This window comes from Rhizobium sp. LARHSG275, from assembly GCF_052871115.1.
The window spans coordinates 103677-122947 of sequence record NZ_JBIXJN010000020.1 but is presented as its reverse complement, the minus strand read 5'-3'; the positions used below and the strand labels follow the sequence as shown (position 1 = coordinate 122947).

The window sequence follows — 19271 nt, the reverse complement described above, 5'->3', positions numbered from 1 at the left end:
GGCTGCTTCCCTGAGATGGTGGTTACGGAATAGCACTCGGCCGGGGGAGCCCCGCTGTTTCGCAACGAGCAAGCCGCTGGGAGGGCTGCCTTATGACCATTCATATCGCCGAAGGCGATATTGCAGCGCGCACCCGAGCCATTGTCGCCGATCTTCGCTTTCTCGAAGGGCCGCTGCTTCCCATTCTGCATGAAGTTCAGCAAGAATTCGGTTATGTGCCGCAGGAAGCCATGCCCGTCATCGCGGAGGAATTGAACCTCTCCCGTGCCGAGGTGCATGGCGTGGTGACCTTCTATCACGATTATCGCGATCATCCCGCCGGCCGGCACGTGCTGAAGCTCTGTCGCGCCGAAGCCTGTCAGTCGATGGGCGGCGATGCGCTGGCCGAGCGCGTCAAGACACTGCTCGGCATCGATTTTCATCAGACGACGCTCGACGGCGCCGTGACGCTGGAGCCGGTCTACTGTCTCGGGCTCTGCGCCTGCGGGCCGTCGGCGATGCTCGACGGCGAGGTCTATGGCCGGGTCGACGATCAGACGGCGGTGGAACTCGTCGCGGAGGCGCGCCGATGACGGTCAGGATATATGTTCCGCGCGATGCCGCAGCGCTGGCGCTCGGGGCCGAAAAGGTGGCAAAGGCGATTGCCCAGGAGATCGCCGCCCGCGGCTTCGATGCCGAGATCGTGCGCAACGGCTCGCGCGGAATGTTCTGGCTGGAGCCGCTGGTCGAAGTCGAGGTTGCCGGCAAGCGCATCGGCTATGGACCGGTGAAGTCGAAGGATGTGCCCGATCTGTTCGATGCCGCGATGATTGATGGAGGCGAGCATCGGCTCTGTCTCGGGGAGGTTGACGACCTCCCATTCCTCAAGGAACAGACCCGCCTGACCTTCGCCCGCTGCGGCATCACCGATCCGCTTTCGCTCGTGGATTACGAGGCTCACGGCGGTCTCGCCGGCCTTCGCCGCGCCGTTTCGATGACACCGGTCGATATCGTCAAGGAGGTCACCGATTCCGGCCTGCGCGGACGCGGCGGCGCCGGCTTTCCCACCGGCATCAAGTGGAAGACCGTTCTCGATGCCGCCGGCGAACGCAAATATATCGTCTGCAATGCCGATGAGGGCGATAGCGGCACCTTTGCCGACCGGATGATCATGGAGGGCGATCCCTTCGTGTTGATCGAGGGCATGGCGATATCAGGGCTTGCGACGGGAGCAACGAAGGGGTTCGTCTATACGCGCTCGGAATATCCGCATGCGATCGCTGTCATGACCGAGGCCGTCGGCATCGCGCGCCAGGCCGGCATTCTCGGGCCATCGGTGCTCGGCTCGGGCCGCGCCTTCGATATCGAAGTGCGCACCGGCGCCGGCGCCTACGTTTGCGGCGAGGAGACCGCCTTGCTCAACAGCCTCGAAGGCAAGCGCGGCGTGGTGCGCGCCAAGCCGCCGCTGCCAGCGCATAAGGGACTGTTCGACTGTCCGACCGTCATCAACAACGTGATCTCGCTCGCTTCCGTGCCCGTGATCATGGATAAGGGCGCCGCCTTCTATCGGGATTTCGGCATGGGCCGCTCCCGCGGCACCATCCCGCTGCAGATCGCCGGCAATGTCAGATATGGCGGCCTCTTTGAGACGGCCTTCGGTCTTTCGCTCGGAGATATCGTCGACAGGATCGGTGGGGGGACGGCTACGGGACGACCGGTCAAAGCCGTACAGGTCGGCGGACCGCTCGGGGCCTATTTCCCGCGGGCGCTGTTCGACACGCCGTTCGATTACGAAGCCTTCGCCGCCAAGGATGGGCTGATCGGCCATGCCGGCATCGTCGTCTTCGACGACACGGCCGATATGCTGAAACAGGCGCGTTTTGCCATGGAATTCTGCGCGGTCGAAAGCTGCGGCAAGTGCACGCCCTGCCGCATCGGCTCGACGCGCGGCGTGGAGACGGCCGACAAGATCGCGCACGGCATCGAGCCGGAGAAGAACCGGGCGCTGCTTGCCGATCTCTGTAACACGATGAAGTTCGGCTCGCTCTGCGCGCTCGGTGGGTTCACGCCCTATCCTGTGATGAGCGCCATGACGCATTTCCCGGAGGATTTTTCGCCGGCACCTCTGGTGGAGGCGGCAGAATGACGGGGTTTTTTAAAACCTTGCCCCTCACCCTAACCCTCTCCCCGCTTGCGGGGAGAGGGGACGTGCCATACGAGACGTGGCGGGGAACGGAGAGGTTGCGGCGTGTTCCCTTCTCCCCGTTTGCGGGGAGAAGGTGCCGGCAGGCGGATGAGGGGCACGCCCCGAGGCGGCCGACAAGGAAATCTATCGGAGGAGCAATCCATGTCTCTCATCCATGAAATCGACTACGGCACTCCCGCTTCGAAATCCGAAACTATGGTGACGCTCACCATCGACGGACAGCAGATCAGCGTGCCGGAGGGCACCTCCATCATGCGCGCCTCGATGGAGGCCGGTATCGAGGTGCCGAAGCTCTGCGCCACCGACATGGTCGACGCTTTCGGCTCCTGCCGCCTCTGTCTCGTCGAAATCGAGGGCCGGGCCGGAACGCCGGCCTCCTGCACGACGCCGGTGGCGGCGAACATGGTGGTGCACACGCAGACGGGGCGGTTGAAGGATATCCGCCGCGGCGTGATGGAACTCTATATTTCCGACCATCCGCTCGACTGTCTCACCTGCGCTGCCAATGGCGATTGCCAATTGCAGGACATGGCGGGCGCCGTCGGCCTGCGCGACGTGCGCTACGGCTATGAGGGCGACAATCACGTCAAGGCGCGCAGCAATGGCGATATCAATCTGAAATGGATGCCGAAGGACGAATCCAATCCCTATTTCACCTATGATCCCTCCAAGTGCATCGTCTGTTCGCTCTGCGTGCGCGCCTGCGAGGAAGTCCAGGGCACCTTTGCGCTGACGATAGAGGGACGCGGCTTCGGCTCACGCGTCTCGCCCGGCGTGCACGAGCATTTCATCGATTCCGAATGCGTCTCCTGCGGCGCCTGCGTTCAGGCCTGCCCGACGGCGACGCTGACGGAGAAGTCGGTGATAGAGATCGGCCAGCCGGAGCATTCGGCCGTCACCACCTGCGCCTATTGCGGCGTCGGCTGCTCCTTCAAGGCGGAGATGCGCGGCGAGGAAGTGGTGCGCATGGTGCCGTGGAAGGAGGGCCAGGCCAATCGCGGCCATTCCTGCGTCAAGGGTCGCTTTGCCTACGGCTATTCCACCCACAAGGATCGCATCCTCAACCCGATGATCCGTGAAAAGGTCAGCGATCCCTGGCGGGAGGTGAGCTGGGACGAGGCCTTCGCGCATGTCGCGTCGGAATTCCGCCGCATCCAGTATCAATATGGCCGCGACGCGATCGGCGGCATCACCTCCTCACGCTGCACCAATGAGGAAACCTACCTGGTGCAGAAGCTGGTCCGCGCCGGCTTCGGCAACAACAACGTCGACACATGCGCCCGCGTCTGCCATTCGCCGACCGGCTACGGTCTCGGCCAGACGTTCGGCACGTCGGCGGGCACGCAGAATTTCGACAGCATCGAACATTCGGATGTCGTCGTCATCATCGGCGCCAATCCGACGGATGGCCATCCGGTCTTCGCCTCGCGGCTGAAAAAGCGGCTGCGCCAAGGGGCCAAGCTCATCGTCATCGACCCGCGCCGCACCGACATCGTCCGGTCGCCGCATATCGAGGCTTCCTACCACCTGCCGCTGAAGCCGGGCACCAATGTCGCGGTCATGACGGCGCTGGCGCATGTGATCGTCACCGAAGGGCTCTATGACGAGAGGTTCATCCGCGAGCGCTGCGACTGGTCGGAATTCGAGGACTGGGCCGCCTTCGTCGCCGAACCGCAGCACAGTCCCGAAGAGACGGAAATCTTCACCGGCGTGCCGGCGGCGGATCTGCGCGGTGCGGCAAGGCTCTATGCCAAGGGCGGCAATGGCGCACTCTACTACGGCCTCGGCGTCACCGAACACAGCCAGGGCTCGACCACGGTCATGGCGATCGCCAACCTGGCGATGGCGACCGGCAATATCGGCCGTCCTGGCGTCGGCGTGAATCCGCTGCGTGGCCAGAACAACGTGCAGGGTTCCTGCGACATGGGTTCCTTCCCGCACGAACTGCCGGGCTACCGGCACATTTCCGACGATGCGACGCGCGATATCTTCGAAAAGCTCTGGGGCGTGAAACTCAACAATGAACCGGGCTTGCGCATTCCGAACATGCTGGATGCGGCGGTCGACGGCTCGTTCAAGGGGCTTTACGTTCAGGGCGAGGACATTCTGCAGTCCGATCCCGATACCAAACATGTCGCAGCCGGGCTGGCGGCGATGGAATGCGTCGTCGTGCAGGACCTGTTCCTCAACGAGACCGCCAATTACGCCCATGTCTTCCTGCCGGGCTCGACCTTCCTCGAGAAGGACGGCACCTTCACCAATGCCGAGCGCCGCATCAATCGCGTGCGCAAGGTGATGTCGCCGCGCAACGGCTATGGCGACTGGGAAGTGACGCAGAAGCTTGCCCAGGCGATGGGGCTCGACTGGAATTACACCCATCCGTCGGAGATCATGGACGAGATCGCCGCGACGACGCCGAGTTTTGCGATGGTCTCCTACGACTATCTCGACAAAATGGGCTCGGTGCAGTGGCCCTGCAACGAGAAGAACCCGCTCGGCTCGCCGATCATGCATGTCAATGGCTTCGTGCGCGGCAAGGGCAAGTTCATCCGCACCGAATATGTGGCGACTGACGAGCGCACCGGTCCGCGCTTCCCGCTGCTGCTGACAACCGGCCGCATCCTCAGCCAGTACAATGTCGGGGCGCAGACGCGGCGGACCGAGAATGTCGTCTGGCATGCGGAAGACCGGCTGGAAATCCATCCGCACGATGCCGAGCAGCGCGGCGTTCGCGATGGCGACTGGGTGAAGCTCGGCAGCCGCTCCGGCGACACGACGCTCAGAGCGCTGATCACCGATCGCGTCGCGCCGGGTGTCGTCTATACGACCTTCCATCATCCCAATACGCAGGCGAACGTCATCACCACCGATTTCTCCGACTGGGCGACGAACTGCCCGGAATACAAGGTGACGGCGGTGCAGGTCTCGCCCTCCAACGGGCCGAGCGAATGGCAGCTGGAATATGACGAGCAGGCGCGGCAATCGCGCCGCATCGCCGGCAAGCTCGAGGCAGCGGAGTGACGATGCGGGGACGGGGCGGCATTGTCGGTGAGCCTCCCCCTTCTTCCCAGCGGGGAGAAGGTGCCCGAAGGGCGGATGAGGGGAGCGGCGCGGCAAATGGTGTTGCCCCTCGCTTGCGCTCGGTGCGCTCGCTCCTGTCGTCGCTCGCCCCCCTCATAGCCTCGCTTTGCTCGGCACTTCTCCCCGCTGGAGAGAAGGGGGGGCAAGCGATTGACGTTGTCTTCCCAAGAGGCCGAGTTGTGGAGGAGGGTGTCTTTCATCCTGTCGCTGCATGGTAAAATTCACCGTCACTGCCCATGCCCCCGAAACCACCCGCCGCAACGGCATCCTGCAGACCGGTTCGCGAATCGTGCCGGAAGAGGTGCCGATCGCCTTTTCCTATGGCGGCAGTTCGCATGCGGTGATGATGGCAACGCCTGCGGATCTCGAGGATTTTGCCGTCGGATTCAGCCTGACCGAAGGGATCATTGCCGGGCCGGCGGAGATATCGGGCATCGAGGTCGTCGAGGGTGAGCAGGGGATCGATGTGCAGGTGAGCCTGGTCGACGATGTCGCCGATCGGCTGCGGGCACGGCGCCGCAGCATGGCTGGGCCGGTCGGCTGCGGGCTCTGCGGCATCGAATCGATCGAACAGGCGGTGCGGCCGGTGGCTGACGTTTCGACATCGCCGCTGGCGCTGTCGCATGCGGATATCGTCCGCGCCGTTTCGCTTCTGAACGAGGCACAGCCGCTGCATCGCGAGACACGGGCGGTACATGGCGCCGGGTTCTATCTTCCCGGCAGCGGGCTGATTGCCGTGCGCGAAGATGTCGGCCGGCACAATGCGCTGGACAAGCTCTGCGGCGCCATCATCCGCGCCAGTGAAAGAGGCGCGGACGGCGCCGTCGTCGTCACCAGCCGGCTTTCCGTCGAGATGGTGCAGAAGGCGGCGATCCTCGGCAGCCCGGTGCTCATCGCCATATCGGCGCCGACGGCTCTCGCCATCCGCACGGCCGAAGAAGCCGGCATGACGCTCGTCGCGCTGGTGCGCGGCGAGGATTTCGAGATCTTCACCCACCCGCACCGCATCTCGCCCGGAAGCATTGCCGATGTCGCATGATACCAAGACCAAGCTCGTCTATATGGCAAACCAGATCGCCACCTTCTTCAAGAGCCAGCCGCAAAGCGAGGCCGCGCAGGGGGTCGCTACCCATATCAACAAATTCTGGGACCCGCGCATGCGGCGGCAATTGTTCGAAATTCTGGAGAATGAGAAGAACGGGCTGGATCCGCTCGTGCTTCAGGCCGCTCCTCTGATTAGAAAACCGGAGCCAGTGACACACTAAAGCATTTCCGTTTTTTCCGAATCACGGAAATACTCTATCTCTTTGTTTTCACGCGATTCCGGAGAAGACATCGCTAACCTTCGGGTATCAGAGCCCGGAAAATGATAGCCGCTGCTGAAGGCTGCTTGTGGTGCCGCAATAAAAAACCGCCTCAAGCGGGCGGTTTTCTAATATTCGATCGTATGGTCCGAATCAGGCCGCCAGTTCATCCGTCTCGTTTTCCTTGAACATCTTGGCGAGGTTCAGGAAGCAGATCATGCCATTTTCCGAGGCGATGATGCCTTCGCAATAAGCGCGGTCGAAGGAGGCGGTCACTTCAGGCACCGGCTGGACCTGGCTGGAGGAAATGGTGAGAATATCCGAGACGCGGTCGACCAGCATGCCGATGACCATGCTGTGAACTTCGGCGACGACGATGGCGCTGCGCTCATTGGCGACCGTGCTCTTCATGCCGAGCTTGAAAGCAAGATCGATGATCGGGATCACCGAACCGCGCAGGTTCATGACACCGATGACATCGGCCGGTGCATGCGGGATCGGCGTCGACGGCGCCCAGCCGCGGATTTCGCGAATGGTCGTGGTCTTGACGCAGAATTCCTGATCATGCAGGCGGAAGGCAATAATTTCGAGCGTATCGGCGCTGAAATTAGTCGAATTGATCGTGGCCATTAGAATTCTTCCCAACTGTCGTAAGCCAGGGCAGAAGCGGATGCGCCACCATTGGCGCGGACAAGCTTTGCCTTCATACCACGCGATGGCTTTGCGCTCGGCGAAGCATCGTTACGGTTATCGACGACATTAGCGAAAGAGTGTTGCCCAAATCTAAATTGGGCGACGAGATTGCGAAGGTTTTTATCTCGGATGAAAACCAGGTGGTTTTGCTGTCGATCTCTTCCAGCCGATCTTTGGCATTCAGGATCTTCCAGGCTTCTTCGGGATGGCAAGGAGAATTGCGCCGATTTACTCAGCCTATCGTCTTTTCAATCTGCGAGACGGCCCAATCCACCTGCTCTTTGGTGATGACCAGCGGCGGAGCGAGACGAATCGTATGGTCGTGGGTGTCCTTGGCGAGAAGGCCGCGCTCTTTCAGCGCATGGCAATATTGCCGTGCGCCGCCGGCTTCGGGTTCCAGCTCGATGGCCATCATCAGGCCGCGGCCGCGCACGTCCCTGACGATGTTCGAGCGGATCGACCTGAGGCCTTCGATAAAGTAGTCGCCCATGACAGCGGCGTTCTCGATCATGCCCTCTTCCGTCAGCACCTTGAGTGCGGTACGCGCCACCGCGCAGGCGAGCGGATTGCCGCCGAAGGTCGAGCCGTGCTGGCCGGGTTTCAGCACGCCCAAGACTTCGGAATTCGAAAGCACGGCCGACACGGGATAGAAGCCGCCGGACAGCGCCTTGCCGATCAGCGTCACGTCGGCCTCGATGCCTTCGTGCTCCTCGGCCAGCAGCTTGCCGGTACGGCCGAGGCCGGTCTGAATCTCGTCGAGGATGAGGGTGACGTTATTTGCCGTGCAGAGCTCGCGGATGCGGGTGAAATAACCCGCCGGCGGAATGATGACGCCAGCTTCGCCCTGGATCGGCTCGATCAGGGCGGCCACCGTATTTTCGTTGATCGCTGCATCGAAAGCCTCGGCATCGCCGAAGGGAATGGTGCGGAAACCTGGCGTATAGGGGCCGAAGCCCGTGCGGGCCTCGGGATCTGTGGAGAAACTGATGATGCTCAGCGTCCGGCCATGGAAATTATCGGCGCAGACGATGATCTCCGCCTTGCCTTCCGGCACGCCCTTGACCTCGTATCCCCATTTGCGCACCGCCTTGATGGCGGTTTCCACCGCTTCGGCGCCGGAATTCATCGGCAGGATCTTGTGCGAGCCGGTGAGACCTGCAAGCTCTTCGTAGAGATAGGCGAGCTGATCATTGCGGAAGGCGCGAGAGGTGAGCGTCAGCCTGCCCGCCTGCTCGACCATGGCGGCGAGGATCTTCGGATGACAATGGCCTTGGTTGACGGCGGAATAGGCCGAGAGGCAATCGAGATAACGGTTGCCGTCGGTATCCCAGACATAAACACCTTCGCCGCGCGTCAGCACCACGTCGAGCGGCTTGTAGTTATGGGCGCCGAGCCGTTGTTCCGTGGCGATCAGTTTTTCCGATCTGTTCATGGCCGTTCTCCCTCCAGAGCATGATGCCGAAAAGTGTAAGCGGTTTTCGGGCAACATCATGCTCTAACTATTTAATTTAGAACAGGATTCAGATTTTAGGCCGTCCCGGCCTAAAATCATCCCGTTTTATGCGGCGCGTGCCCTATGCGGCGCGTGTCGGACGATCGAAGATGCGGCGGCCGAAGAGGCTTGCCGTCAGCTCGACCAGGATGCGGGCGCTCTTGCCGCGATCATCCAGAAACGGATTGAGCTCGACGAGATCGAGCGACGAGACGAGGCCGCTGTCCGAAAGCATTTCCATCACCAGATGCGCCTCGCGAAAGGTCGCGCCGCCCGGCACCGTCGTGCCGACGCCGGGGGCAATCTCGGGATCGAGGAAATCGAGGTCGAGGCTGACATGCAGCAGGCCGTTTGCCTTGATGACGACATCGAGGATCTCGCGCATGATGGCGCCGATGCCCTGCTCGTCGATGGCGCGCATGTCGAAGACATTGACGCCGTGTTCGTGGATTTCCTCGCGCTCGCGCGCATCAACCGAACGGATGCCGACCTGGAAGACGTTCTTGGGATCGACGAACGGACGGTCCTTCGGCAGGATCTCGGCGAACTCCGCCTCGCCACAGAAGAAGGCGACGGGCATGCCGTGAATATTGCCGGAGGGCGACGTTGCCGGAGAATTGAAATCGGCATGGGCATCAAGCCAGAGCACGAAGAGCGGACGATTTTTGCCGGCGGCATAGCGGGCCATGCCGGAGACGGTGCCCATAGAAAGGCTGTGGTCGCCGCCGAGAATTAGCGGAAAACGGCCGGAGGCGGCCACGTCGTGGACGCTGCTTTCGAGCGCGCGGGTGAAGGCGCCGACAATCCTCAAATTGTGAGCCTTCGGGTGATTCGGCAGGTCCATCGCCGGCACGATCCTGAGATCACCGATATCGGCGACGTCATGGCCAAGCTCGATCAACGTCTGGTCGACGCCGGCAATGCGCAGGGCGGAAGGGCCCATGGCAGCCCCTCTGCGGCCGGAGCCTTCTTCCAGCGGCGCGCCGATGAGGGTGACAGATCGCGATTGGGCATCCATTTCGAGGGCTCCGTGGTTGTGGCCTGTTTCGACCGATATTGGGGTAAAGTGCTGGTAGCAAAAAGATGGAAAAACGTCAGAAATGGACTATGATTGCGCAGATTGATAAATCTATTTTGACAAAGTGGTCAGCGTGGACGATCTCGACACCGAACTTCTCAGTGCACTTCGCCATAACGCCCGAATTTCCGTCTCGTCGCTTGCGGCGACGACAGGTGCATCGCGGGCGACAGTTGCCGCCCGTATCGACCGGCTGGTCGCCAGCGGCACCATCGTCGGCTTCACCATTCGCACCGGCCATGAGACGCGGTCCGCCGGCGTGCGCGCCATCGTCATGATCGAGGTGCTGGGCAAGCTCGCCGACAGGGTCGCCGATCAGTTGAGGGGCCTGCCGCAGGTGCGCGCGCTTCACAGCACCAACGGCAAATGGGATTTCGTCGCCGAGCTCGAGGATCGCGATCTTGCCGCCTTCGACGAAACGCTGCGCCGGATCCGGCTGATCAACGGCATCAATTCGACCGAGACCAACATCCTTCTCAAGACAAGCAAAACCGGTTTCTAAGCCGGCTTAAAGCTTGTGCATGCTGTCCGCGAACTGCCGCATAGCTTCGGGCGAGATGCATCAGTATTCCCGTTCGTAAACAATCCCCGCTTCGCCCTCACCGTTGCCACCGGCCCCTCCGCGCAGCTTGACGCCGCGGCCGACATCGAGGTTGATCACCGCCTTGGCGCCGGCCGAACCGCCCTGCTGCAATTCGAAATAGGTGCGATCGTTGAGATAGCGGCCGACGCTGACGCTCGTCTGGCCCTTGGAATCGGTGCTGACGTCGAAATCGTCGACGCCGAGTTGATTGCGTAGGCCTTCGAAAAGCGAGGTGGAGCGGTTGCCGGCCAGCTGACTGACGGCATCGGCGAGCTGGGCGATCTGCACCGGCGAGAGCTTCGACATCGACTGGCCGAAGATCAGCTGTGCCAGCACCTCGTCCTGCGGCAGCTCGGGCGAGGAGGAGAAAGTGATTGCGGGATCGGTGGCAAGGCCCGCGACGTCGACGGTCAGCGTCGTCGTGCCGGAGGACGATGTCGCTTCCATATCAAGCGCCGGCGTCAAGTCGCCGGCAAAGGTGATCCTGCTCTTGTCAGAGAAGTCCAGGCGGCGGTTGAGAATGGTCAGGCGGCCGCGGCGCATGGTGAAACCGCCGGTCACGATGGGTGCAGCCGCCGTTCCGCGGATCGTCACCTGGCCGCCGAGTTCGGCGTCGATGCCACGGCCGCGAACGAAGATATGCGAAGGCGCGTCGATTTCGAGATCCAGCGTGATCACGGAGGATTTCTCCCCAGGTTTGCGCTCGCCGTTATCGCGCATCTGCGCAAGCACGGCGCGCGGCGCATTCTTGTGCCGGATGTCGATTTCTCTCAGCGAGGTCGGCAGTTTTTCCGGGACCGTGATTGAGGTCTTGTCCAGCAGCAGTTTGCCGCTCAGCGTCGCACTGGCGATCGGCCCGCGCAGGCCGACCGTGCCGTTGACGGTCGAGACGACAAGCGTTCCATCGACGTAGACTGCTTTGTCGAGCTTGATCGAAATGTCGGCGGGAAAGCCGCCAGCCGGCTGGATGCCGATCGTGCCGCTTGCAGAAATCGTGCCGCCGCCGCCAAGGTTGCCGCTGAGACGCGATATCACGGCCTGGCTGCCATTGAAGGTTACGGTTGCCGCGAGATTGTTGACCGCCAGATTGCGCCGGACGTCGACGAGCTTGGCGCCGTTGGTCGAGACCGTGCCATTGATGACGGGTGCTGCGGCCGTTCCGCCAATCTGGAGATTGACAGTGGCGACGCCGTCCGCGACGAGGCCCTGCTGCGCGAGCGGGGCGCCGAGCACGGCAAAGGGGAGATTGCCTGTGAAGTGCATGTCGATGGCGCGATTGCCTGTGATCACGACACTGCCGCCGCCCTTCAGCGACATGCCGACGTCACCGGCAAGGCTGGTGTCGACCGTCAGCTTGTTTCCGGCAAGTTTGCCTGACGCACCGATGCTGAACGGCGAAAGGCCGGCGCCTTTTGTCTGGCTCGTCGCTGCGTTCTTCCAGTCGACCTTGAAATCGACCGAGGGCGCCGATAGCGCGCCGCTGGCCTTTACGGTCGCCGAGACCGCGCCCTCGGCGGCAAGGCCGGGAACGAAGCCGTTGGCGATGCCGGCCGGAACATTGGTGGCGTTCGCCGTGACGTCGATGGAGCGGATCGACGTGCCTGCGATCGAAAGATCGCCGGCTGCTTTCAGCGCAATGCCGCCGCCGCCAGTCAGGTTCGCGTCGAAATCCAGCCTGTCGCCGGCATATTTTCCCGTTGCCGCCAACGCGAGGCGGGACAGGCCGGCTGCCTTGGTGTGGCTGGTGGCGGCATCCTTCCAGTCGAGCTTGAAATCGACGATCGGATTGGCCGGCGTTCCCGACGTTATGGCGCTTGCCGAAAGCGTGCCTTCGGCACCGAGGCCGGGAACGAAGGCATTTGCGATATTTGCCGGCAGCGCCGGGATATCGGCATTGATCGAAAGGTCCCGGATGGCGGTTCCCGCGATCGTGACGCCGCCCTTTGCCTTGGCCAACACGCCGTCCTTGCCGGCGAGATTAGCGTCGAAATCGACCCGGTCATTGGCGAACTTGCCGGATGCCGCAGCGCTCAAGCCCGAAAGGCCGCTGCTCTTGGTCTGGGCGGTCGCGGCGTTCTTCCAGTCGAGCTTGAAATCGACCGCCGGCTTTGGAAGTGCGCCAGAAGCGGATGCCGTCCCCGAGACGCTGCCTTCTGCGGCAAGACCCGGGACGAAGCCGTTGGCGAGGCCTGCCGGCAGATTGGCGAGATCGGCCTTGACGTCGAGGTTACGGACCGACGTGCCTGAAATCGCGACATTGCCGGCGGCCTTCAGCGAAAGGCCGCCCTGGCCGGCGAGATTGGTATCGAAATCGAGCCGGTTGTCGGCAAAGTGTCCCGATGCGGCAAGTGCCAGGCCGGAGAGGTGCGCGAGTCGGGTCTGGCTGGTCGCAGCATCGGTCCAGTCGAGCTTGAAGTCGGCTTTCGGTGCGGCGAATGTCCCGGCGGCGGAAAGGGTGCCGGATATCGTGCCGCCGGCTGCGAGATCGGGAACGAAGGCATTTGCGAGGCTGGCGGGAAGCTTGGCGATCTCGGCATCGACCTTGATGCTGTCGATCGCCGTACCAGCCAATGCGACATTGCCGATGGCCTTTAGTGAAAGGTCTTTATCGCCGCTGACTGCCGCGTTGAAATCAAGCTTGTTTTCCGCAAATTTTCCCGATGCGGTCACGCCGAGCGCTGCAAGGCCGGCACGTTTCGTGTGGCTCGTCGCAGCATCTTTCCAATTGAGATCGAAATCTGCAGTCGGGGCGGAGGGCGACCCGCTGGCCGCGATCTTTCCGGAAATCGCGCCTTCGGCGGCGAGACCCGGGACGAAGCTGTTTGCGATATTCGCGGGAACATTCGCCAGCGCAGCATCGACTTTGACGTTACCGATCGTCGTGCCCGTGATGGCGACATCGCCGGTGGCCGTCAGCGAGAGGTTGTTGGCGCCGACGATCACCGTGCTGAAGTCGAGCTTATTATCCGCAAGTTTTCCTGATGCGGTCAGGCCGAGCGCTACAAGGCCAGCCCGTTTCGTGTGGCTGGTCGCAGCATCTTTCCAATTGAGATCGAAATCGGCATTCGGGGCGGTGAGCGACCCGCTGGCCGCGATCTTTCCTGAGATCGCGCCTTCGGCGGAGAGATCGGCGACGAAGCTGTTTGCGATATTTGCGGGAACATTCGCCAGTGCGGCGTCGACCGTGATATTCCCGATCGTCGTGCCCGTGATGGCGACATCGCCGGTTGCCTTTAAGGAGAGGCTGTTGGCGCCGACGATCACCGTGTCGAAATCGAGCTTGTTTTCGGTGAATTTTCCTGATGCGGTCACGCCGAGCGCTGCAAGGCCCGCACGCTTCGTCTGGCTCGTCGCAGCGTCTTTCCAATCGAGATCGAAATCGGCACTCGGGGCGGAGAGCGACCCGCTGGCGGAGATCTTTCCAGAGATCGCGCCTTCGGCGGCGAGATCGGGGACGAAGCTGTTTGCGATATTTGCCGGAACATTCGCCAGTGCGGCATCGACCGTGACGTTACCGATCGTCGTACCCGTGATGGCGATATTGCCGTTTGCCTTCAGCGAGAGACTGTTGGCACCGCCAATCGTCGTGTTGAAATCGAGCTTGTTGTCGCCGAATTTTCCGGATGCCTTGACGGCGAGGTCGGCAAGGCCCGCACGTTTCGTCTGGCTGGTCGCAGCACTTTTCCAATCGAGATCGAAATTGGCGGTGGGAGCAGCGAGCGAGCCGGAGGCGGCCAGTTTTCCTGTAATCGTGCCTTCGGCGGCGAGATCGGGAACGAAGCCATTGGCAATGCGGGCAGGCAGGTTGAGGATATCGGCATTGACATCAAGCACCGGCGCCTTCGGGTCGGCGAGCGCGACATTGCCGGCGGCCTTCAGCGACAGGCCGTCATTGCTGCCAATCGTCGTGTCGAAATCGAGCTTGTTGTCGGCGAATTTGCCACCGGCGGTGATGCCGAGCGGTGCCAGGCCCGCCCCCTTGGTCTGGCCCGTCGTCGCATCCTTCCAGTCGAGCTTGAAGTCGGCGACCGGTGCTGCCGGCGTTCCCGTCACGGCAATCGTTCCGGAGATCGTGCCGCCGGCTGAAAGGTTCGGCACGAAACCGTTGGCGAGCGCTGCCGGCAGCTCGTGGATGTCTGCATCGAGCTTCAGCGTTTCGCCGGCGGAACCGGTGACGGTCACCGAACCGGTGCCGGTCTTCAGCGTCAGTCCGTTCAGACTGGCGGCACCGCCGGCGATGGCGACCTGCGTCGGTGCGGCAAGATCGATCGGGATATTGCGGGGACTTGCCGAGAAGCGATCGAGGTTCAGCTGCATCGTACCGGCCGCCGCCTCGATATTGCCGGCCGCCAGCACGGGATTGCCGTCATAGGCAGCATCGAGATGGAAGTCGGTATGGTCTTGCTGCTTGGTAAAATCGAGCGAAAACCCGGCCAGCCTGTTCGTTCCGACACTCACCTCCGCGGCCTTGACCGTACCTTTTGCGGCAAGGGCTTTGAGATCGCTGACCGTGACATCGATATCCGGCTTGGCGATCGCAAGCGTGTCACGGCGGATCGAGCCGCCTGTTGCAAGCAGCTTGAGCGCAATCCTGCCGCTATCGCTGCTGATGCCGAGCGAACCCTTCAGGTCGCCTTCGACCTTCTGGCCGCCGAGTGCGGCAAGCAGGCCGACATTGGGGAAATCGAAGGACAGTGCGCCTGTCGGCTCCAGGGAGGGCGAGAATTCGACATTGCCGGTCAGCCGGTTGCCGCCGATATCGGCGGTCAAAGCCGGAATACTCGTCTTGCCGTCCCGCGAACTGATGTCACCGTTGATGCGGATCGGCTGGCCGTCGATCGTGCCGGTGGCGGCGATCCTGCCCTGCGGCGCCTTGGGATCGGCGAGCCCTGACAGGTCGATATTCAGATTGCCGAGCACGCGGTCGGCCATTTCAAGGCTGGCGGCCTTCAGATTGGCCGTCACCGAGATTGCCGGGAGCTCACCGCCAACTCTCAATGCATAACCCGCGCCACCACTGGCGCCGGGGATGAGCTTGCCGATGTCAGGCAACCGGCCGGAGAGATCGGCATTCAACATCCCGTCGTCGAGCGCGACGTTGCCGGCGGCTTCGAGCGTGCCGGATTTCAGGACGATGTTGGACAGCGCGAATTTTGACGGGATGGTGCCGACCATCTGGCTTTCGAGCGAGATCGGTCCGTCGAACCTGGTTGTCACCGCAGCCGGCAGGGCTGCCGGGTCGATGGTGAGCTTGAGGTTGCCGGTCAGCGCCTTGTCTGCCAGCCGATAGGATCCGTTGAGGCCGCCGTTGATATTGGCGCTTTCGACGGTGGTGGCGTTGAAGCCGATGCCACTGGGCGAGATCTGCAGCGGCGAGGCGATCGTGACCGGGCCCTGTACGGCGCGATTGAGGTTCGGGTCGGAGAAGGTAACGTCGCCGGCAACGAGGCGCAGCTGGACGCTGCCGGAACGCGCGGCGAGATTGAAGGCGTCGCTCTTTGCGGTCAGCTTGATATTGCCGATATTGGCCTGCGGGAGGGTTGCGGTGTCGAGCGAGCCGCTGACGTTCAGCCGGGCCGCCTGCGCATCGCCTGTCAGTGCCAGATTGAGGCCAGAAATGAGGAAGCGCGCTTCGCCTTCGGCGAGCGGCCAGCGGAAATCGACAGGCCCCGACGTGCCGAGCAGATTGGCGTTCAGGCTGTTGTTGCCGGCCGGATCGAGGGTGCCCGAGGCGGCGATCACCACGCTGCCGGTGGCGATATTGCCGGTCTGGATATCGATCTTGCCGTGATTGTCGAAGGTCGTGGCAAGATCGATATTGGTCTGGCCGGCAAAAAGCGGCCGGAATGCCGATGGAAGCAGCGAGCTCAGGTCACCGCCACCCTTGAGGTCGAGATGGTGCAGCCCGTCTGCCGTGATCTGATGCCGGGCCTCGATTGCGGCGCGCTGCTGCCCGTCGAGGGCGGCCTGCACTTTGCCTTTCCAATCGGATATCGGCCCCTGGCCGTCGAGATCAATGTTGACGGCCGGGCTGTCCGGCAAGCCGAGAAAGCCCGCCAGCAGCCCGCCCTTCGGCTCGGACAGTTGCGCCTTCAACCGCAGCCGGTTTTCGGCCGGCGCAAAGGCGATGTCGGCGGCAAGCCGCGCATCCGGGACCGCGTGACGGCTGACATTGACGACGGCCTCGCCGCCATCGCCATTTGCCGAAAGGCTGCCCTCGGCGGCGAGCGCAAAGGCGCGGCCGGCAACAGGTGCGGCAAGTTTGATATCGGGCAGTGCGACACGGTCTATATCGACCTTGATCGGAAGATTAAATCCGCCGGAATTTTCAGCTCCGGGCCGCGAGGGGAGGGTGCGCACCGGCTTGCGCAGCACGTTGATCGCTTCGATCTCGAAGCGTTTGGCATGGAAAGTTCCCGTCAGCAGCGCAAGCGGATTCCAGTCGATCGCGACGCCATGAATTTCCGCAAAGACGCCCCTGGTGTCGGAGATGGAAATCTCGGCGGCCCGCAGCCCGCCGGTCAAAAGGCCTTGCGGTTCGCGAACCTCGATCGTCATGTCGCGGTTGGAAAGCGTGGAGGCTATCTTTTCGGTGACGATGCGAGCGCCAAAACTGGTGAAGCCGAAGATCGCCAGCGCTACGACGGCGAGAATCAAAGTGGCACCGACGGCATAGCCGGTGAGCCGTACGATCCAGTTAACGATTTTTGCCAGCGTTTGCATCGGCGCGGACACTACCCCGTTTTCATGACGGCTCACAGATCGGTAAACACAGCGGAACCGGCAACCCTAGAAGGATTGGCCAATGCCGGCGTAGATTCCGTAATCTGTGCCATCTTCGTACTTGTTTAGCGGCACGGCAAAATCAAGCCGCAGCGGGCCGAAAGGCGTTGCATATCGTATTCCGGCGCCGGCGCCGGCGCGGATATCGGAAAAACCCGGAAAGGTGCTGTCCGATACCGTGCCGACATCGACGAAGGGCACGATGCCGATCGTATCGGTGATCTTGATGCGGGCCTCCAGCGAACCGGTCACATAAGAGCGGCCGCCGGTGGCATCGCCATTGTCGTTATAAGGCGAGATTTCCTGATAGCTGTATCCGCGCACAGAACCGCCGCCGCCGGCAAAGAAGCGCTGGGTGGCGGGAATGTCCCCAATGCTATCGCCGCCGATCAGGACGCCGGCGGCAACCTTGCCGGCAAGCACCAGGCCGTCTTCCTGGCCGAACGGCAAATAGCCGGAAATCGAGCCCTCGAATGCCGCATAGGGCGTGGCGTTGAAGATTTCGTAGCCAGGCTTTGCCGAGAGCGTCGCGCGATAGCCTTCCGTTGGGTTGAACTTGTCGTCGCGTGCATCGCGATCATATTTGATCGGCAGGGTGAAGGTCAGATAGTCGTTCGTGCCAAAGGCGTCGTCGTCGCGCTCCCAGCTGACCTCGCCGCTCGCCGAGACGGTGTCCCGGTCGGTCAGCTCGTAGGAAAGGCCGAGCGAGGCGGTGACCAGCGTCGCGTTGTAAGCATCCGGATTTTCGGTCTTGGCGACGATGCCGGCCTTCAAGGTGGCGGCGGGGAAGAAGGCGCCGGGCTTGGTGAAGAGGATGCCGGCGGAATAGTCGAGGCTGCCGACATCCGTCGTTTCGCCAAGCCTGGAGACCGATCCCTCGATCCTCAGCGTTTCGGCTTCGCCGAACAGGTTGCGGTGGCCCCAATAACCCTGAACACCGAAGCCGTCGGTGGTGGAATATTGCGCGCCGACGCCGAAGTAGCGCCTCTTGCCTTCGGAAACCTCGATCGTCATCGGCAGCGTGCCATCGGATGCCAGCGCATCGCCTTGGTGGATGGTGACGCTCGAAAAGACACCGAGGGCGCGCAACCGCTCGCCGGCTTTCTTCAGTGCTTCCGGGGAATAGGCTTCGCCCTTGTTCAGCCGGGAATAACGCTGGATGAAAGTCGGCTTGACGGTCTTTTCGCCGGTGACGCCCACATCGCCGATCGGGGCGACGGGACCGCCCTCGGCAGCAAGGACGATATCGACGGTATCGCTGTTGTGATCGGCGACGACCTTGCGTTCGGTTAACTTGGCAAACGGCCGACCTTCGCTCTTCAATTGTTCGACGATCTTGTCGCCGGCCTTGATGATGGCGAGCGAGCCGGCCTCAGCGCCCGGGGCGAGATCGTAATCGGCGGGATTATGGTTCGCAGCATCGCCGCCGAACTGTACTTCCCTGACCTTGAAAACCGGGCCGGGAGCAATGTCGACGGTGACGGGGATCGGGCCTGACCGGTCGAATGTCGGATTGGGTGGCAGGTCGTCGATATTCTTGCCGTCGATGGTGATCGTCACCAGGCCGCCATAACGGGCCTTTTCATAGAGAGTGGCGATCAGGCGCTCTCGGTCGTCGCGCGCCTTGACGACGATGCCGAGATCGCCGGACACCGGCTGCTTCTGGTCGCTGACGAGACGGGAACTGTTTTCCAACGCTTCTTTCAGGTCGGGATCGGCGGTATCGGCCCTGAGGTCGACGTGGTAGCGCACCGGATCGGGCACCTGTTCACCTTCGTCTTCTTCTTTGCCGAAAATGGTGATGCCGAAAAGCTTGAAGGCGTAAGCGTCGCCGATCAGGACCGGTGAGAACGCAGCTGCCGCTGCGACCACCATCATGGTGCCTGTTCGCCGATACGCAGTACTTGTTTTCGGACCTGTCCCTCTAATCCGCATCCGCCGCTTTTGGTTACGCCTATGATGAAGCTTCGTTGCCCAGCCGTGAACAGCTTAGCGATAAAATCGCGCGGGGTGTACCATTTTAAATTGCCAACGCGTTAATTTAGCACAAAAAATCCCGGACGTGTGTCCGG

11 protein-coding genes are annotated in these 19271 nt (G+C 62.2%); 6 read left to right on the top strand and 5 right to left on the bottom strand.

Annotated features, from left to right (window positions below; genetic code table 11):
* The first annotated feature begins 92 nt into the window (after positions 1-92).
* The 5 genes from ACIPSK_RS25285 to ACIPSK_RS25265 all read left to right on the top strand — a co-directional run bounded on the left by ACIPSK_RS25285 (position 93) and on the right by ACIPSK_RS25265 (position 6531).
* Positions 93-572, top strand: a complete 480-nt coding sequence (locus tag ACIPSK_RS25285) for a formate dehydrogenase subunit gamma (RefSeq protein WP_162116838.1) — start codon at positions 93-95, stop codon at positions 570-572.
* Entirely contained in the window at positions 569-2125 is a 1557-nt protein-coding gene (locus ACIPSK_RS25280; RefSeq protein ID WP_162116837.1) for a formate dehydrogenase beta subunit, read from the top strand. The genes ACIPSK_RS25285 and ACIPSK_RS25280 overlap by 4 nt, the downstream gene beginning before the upstream one ends.
* A gap of 201 nt (positions 2126-2326) precedes the next feature.
* Positions 2327-5206 (top strand): formate dehydrogenase subunit alpha, encoded by a 2880-nt coding sequence (gene fdhF / locus ACIPSK_RS25275; RefSeq protein ID WP_162116836.1) that lies wholly within the window; start codon positions 2327-2329, stop codon positions 5204-5206.
* A gap of 271 nt (positions 5207-5477) precedes the next feature.
* On the top strand, positions 5478-6305 hold the full coding sequence (gene fdhD, locus ACIPSK_RS25270; RefSeq protein WP_162116835.1) for a formate dehydrogenase accessory sulfurtransferase FdhD: 828 nt from the start codon (positions 5478-5480) through the stop codon (positions 6303-6305).
* On the top strand, positions 6295-6531 hold the full coding sequence (locus ACIPSK_RS25265; protein ID WP_162116834.1) for a formate dehydrogenase subunit delta: 237 nt from the start codon (positions 6295-6297) through the stop codon (positions 6529-6531). The genes fdhD and ACIPSK_RS25265 overlap by 11 nt, the downstream gene beginning before the upstream one ends.
* A 192-nt stretch (positions 6532-6723) precedes the next feature.
* Here ACIPSK_RS25265 and ACIPSK_RS25260 read toward each other — a convergent pair whose 3' ends face one another.
* From ACIPSK_RS25260 to rocF, 3 genes are all read right to left on the bottom strand, one after another.
* The gene (locus tag ACIPSK_RS25260; protein WP_162116833.1) at positions 6724-7200 is read right to left on the bottom strand and encodes a chemotaxis protein CheW; all 477 of its coding nucleotides are present in this window, start codon (positions 7198-7200) and stop codon (positions 6724-6726) included.
* Positions 7201-7495: 295 nt separating this feature from the next.
* The gene (gene rocD / locus ACIPSK_RS25255) at positions 7496-8695 is read right to left on the bottom strand and encodes an ornithine--oxo-acid transaminase (protein WP_162116832.1); all 1200 of its coding nucleotides are present in this window, start codon (positions 8693-8695) and stop codon (positions 7496-7498) included.
* Positions 8696-8837: 142 nt separating this feature from the next.
* Positions 8838-9773, bottom strand: coding sequence for an arginase (gene rocF, locus ACIPSK_RS25250; RefSeq protein WP_162116831.1), 936 nt, complete (start codon positions 9771-9773; stop codon positions 8838-8840).
* Between the two features lie 124 nt (positions 9774-9897).
* On the opposite strand from rocF, the gene ACIPSK_RS25245 reads away from it, so the two are divergent.
* Positions 9898-10335: an Lrp/AsnC family transcriptional regulator gene (locus ACIPSK_RS25245; RefSeq protein WP_017966296.1), complete on the top strand. Its 438-nt coding sequence runs from the start codon at positions 9898-9900 to the stop codon at positions 10333-10335.
* Between the two features lie 60 nt (positions 10336-10395).
* On the opposite strand, the gene ACIPSK_RS25240 is transcribed toward ACIPSK_RS25245, so the two are convergent.
* Positions 10396-17139 (bottom strand): translocation/assembly module TamB domain-containing protein, encoded by a 6744-nt coding sequence (locus ACIPSK_RS25240; RefSeq protein ID WP_162116926.1) that lies wholly within the window; start codon positions 17137-17139, stop codon positions 10396-10398.
* 66 nt (positions 17140-17205) lie between these two features.
* Positions 17206-19134: an autotransporter assembly complex protein TamA gene (locus ACIPSK_RS25235; RefSeq protein ID WP_210254177.1), complete on the bottom strand. Its 1929-nt coding sequence runs from the start codon at positions 19132-19134 to the stop codon at positions 17206-17208.
* Positions 19135-19271: the final 137 nt, after the last annotated feature.

What these genes read in the sequence shown, in the direction of transcription:
- ACIPSK_RS25260 (WP_162116833.1), bottom strand. Translation starts at nt 7,200, where the DNA reads ATGGCCACGATCAATTCGACTAATTTCAGCGCCGATACGCTCGAAATT.
- rocD (WP_162116832.1), bottom strand. Translation starts at nt 8,695, where the DNA reads ATGAACAGATCGGAAAAACTGATCGCCACGGAACAACGGCTCGGCGCC.
- fdhD (WP_162116835.1), top strand. Translation starts at nt 5,478, where the DNA reads ATGGTAAAATTCACCGTCACTGCCCATGCCCCCGAAACCACCCGCCGC.
- ACIPSK_RS25235 (WP_210254177.1), bottom strand. Translation starts at nt 19,134, where the DNA reads ATGCGGATTAGAGGGACAGGTCCGAAAACAAGTACTGCGTATCGGCGA.
- ACIPSK_RS25240 (WP_162116926.1), bottom strand. Translation starts at nt 17,139, where the DNA reads ATGCAAACGCTGGCAAAAATCGTTAACTGGATCGTACGGCTCACCGGC.
- ACIPSK_RS25280 (WP_162116837.1), top strand. Translation starts at nt 569, where the DNA reads ATGACGGTCAGGATATATGTTCCGCGCGATGCCGCAGCGCTGGCGCTC.
- ACIPSK_RS25285 (WP_162116838.1), top strand. Translation starts at nt 93, where the DNA reads ATGACCATTCATATCGCCGAAGGCGATATTGCAGCGCGCACCCGAGCC.
- rocF (WP_162116831.1), bottom strand. Translation starts at nt 9,773, where the DNA reads ATGGATGCCCAATCGCGATCTGTCACCCTCATCGGCGCGCCGCTGGAA.
- ACIPSK_RS25265 (WP_162116834.1), top strand. Translation starts at nt 6,295, where the DNA reads ATGTCGCATGATACCAAGACCAAGCTCGTCTATATGGCAAACCAGATC.
- fdhF (WP_162116836.1), top strand. Translation starts at nt 2,327, where the DNA reads ATGTCTCTCATCCATGAAATCGACTACGGCACTCCCGCTTCGAAATCC.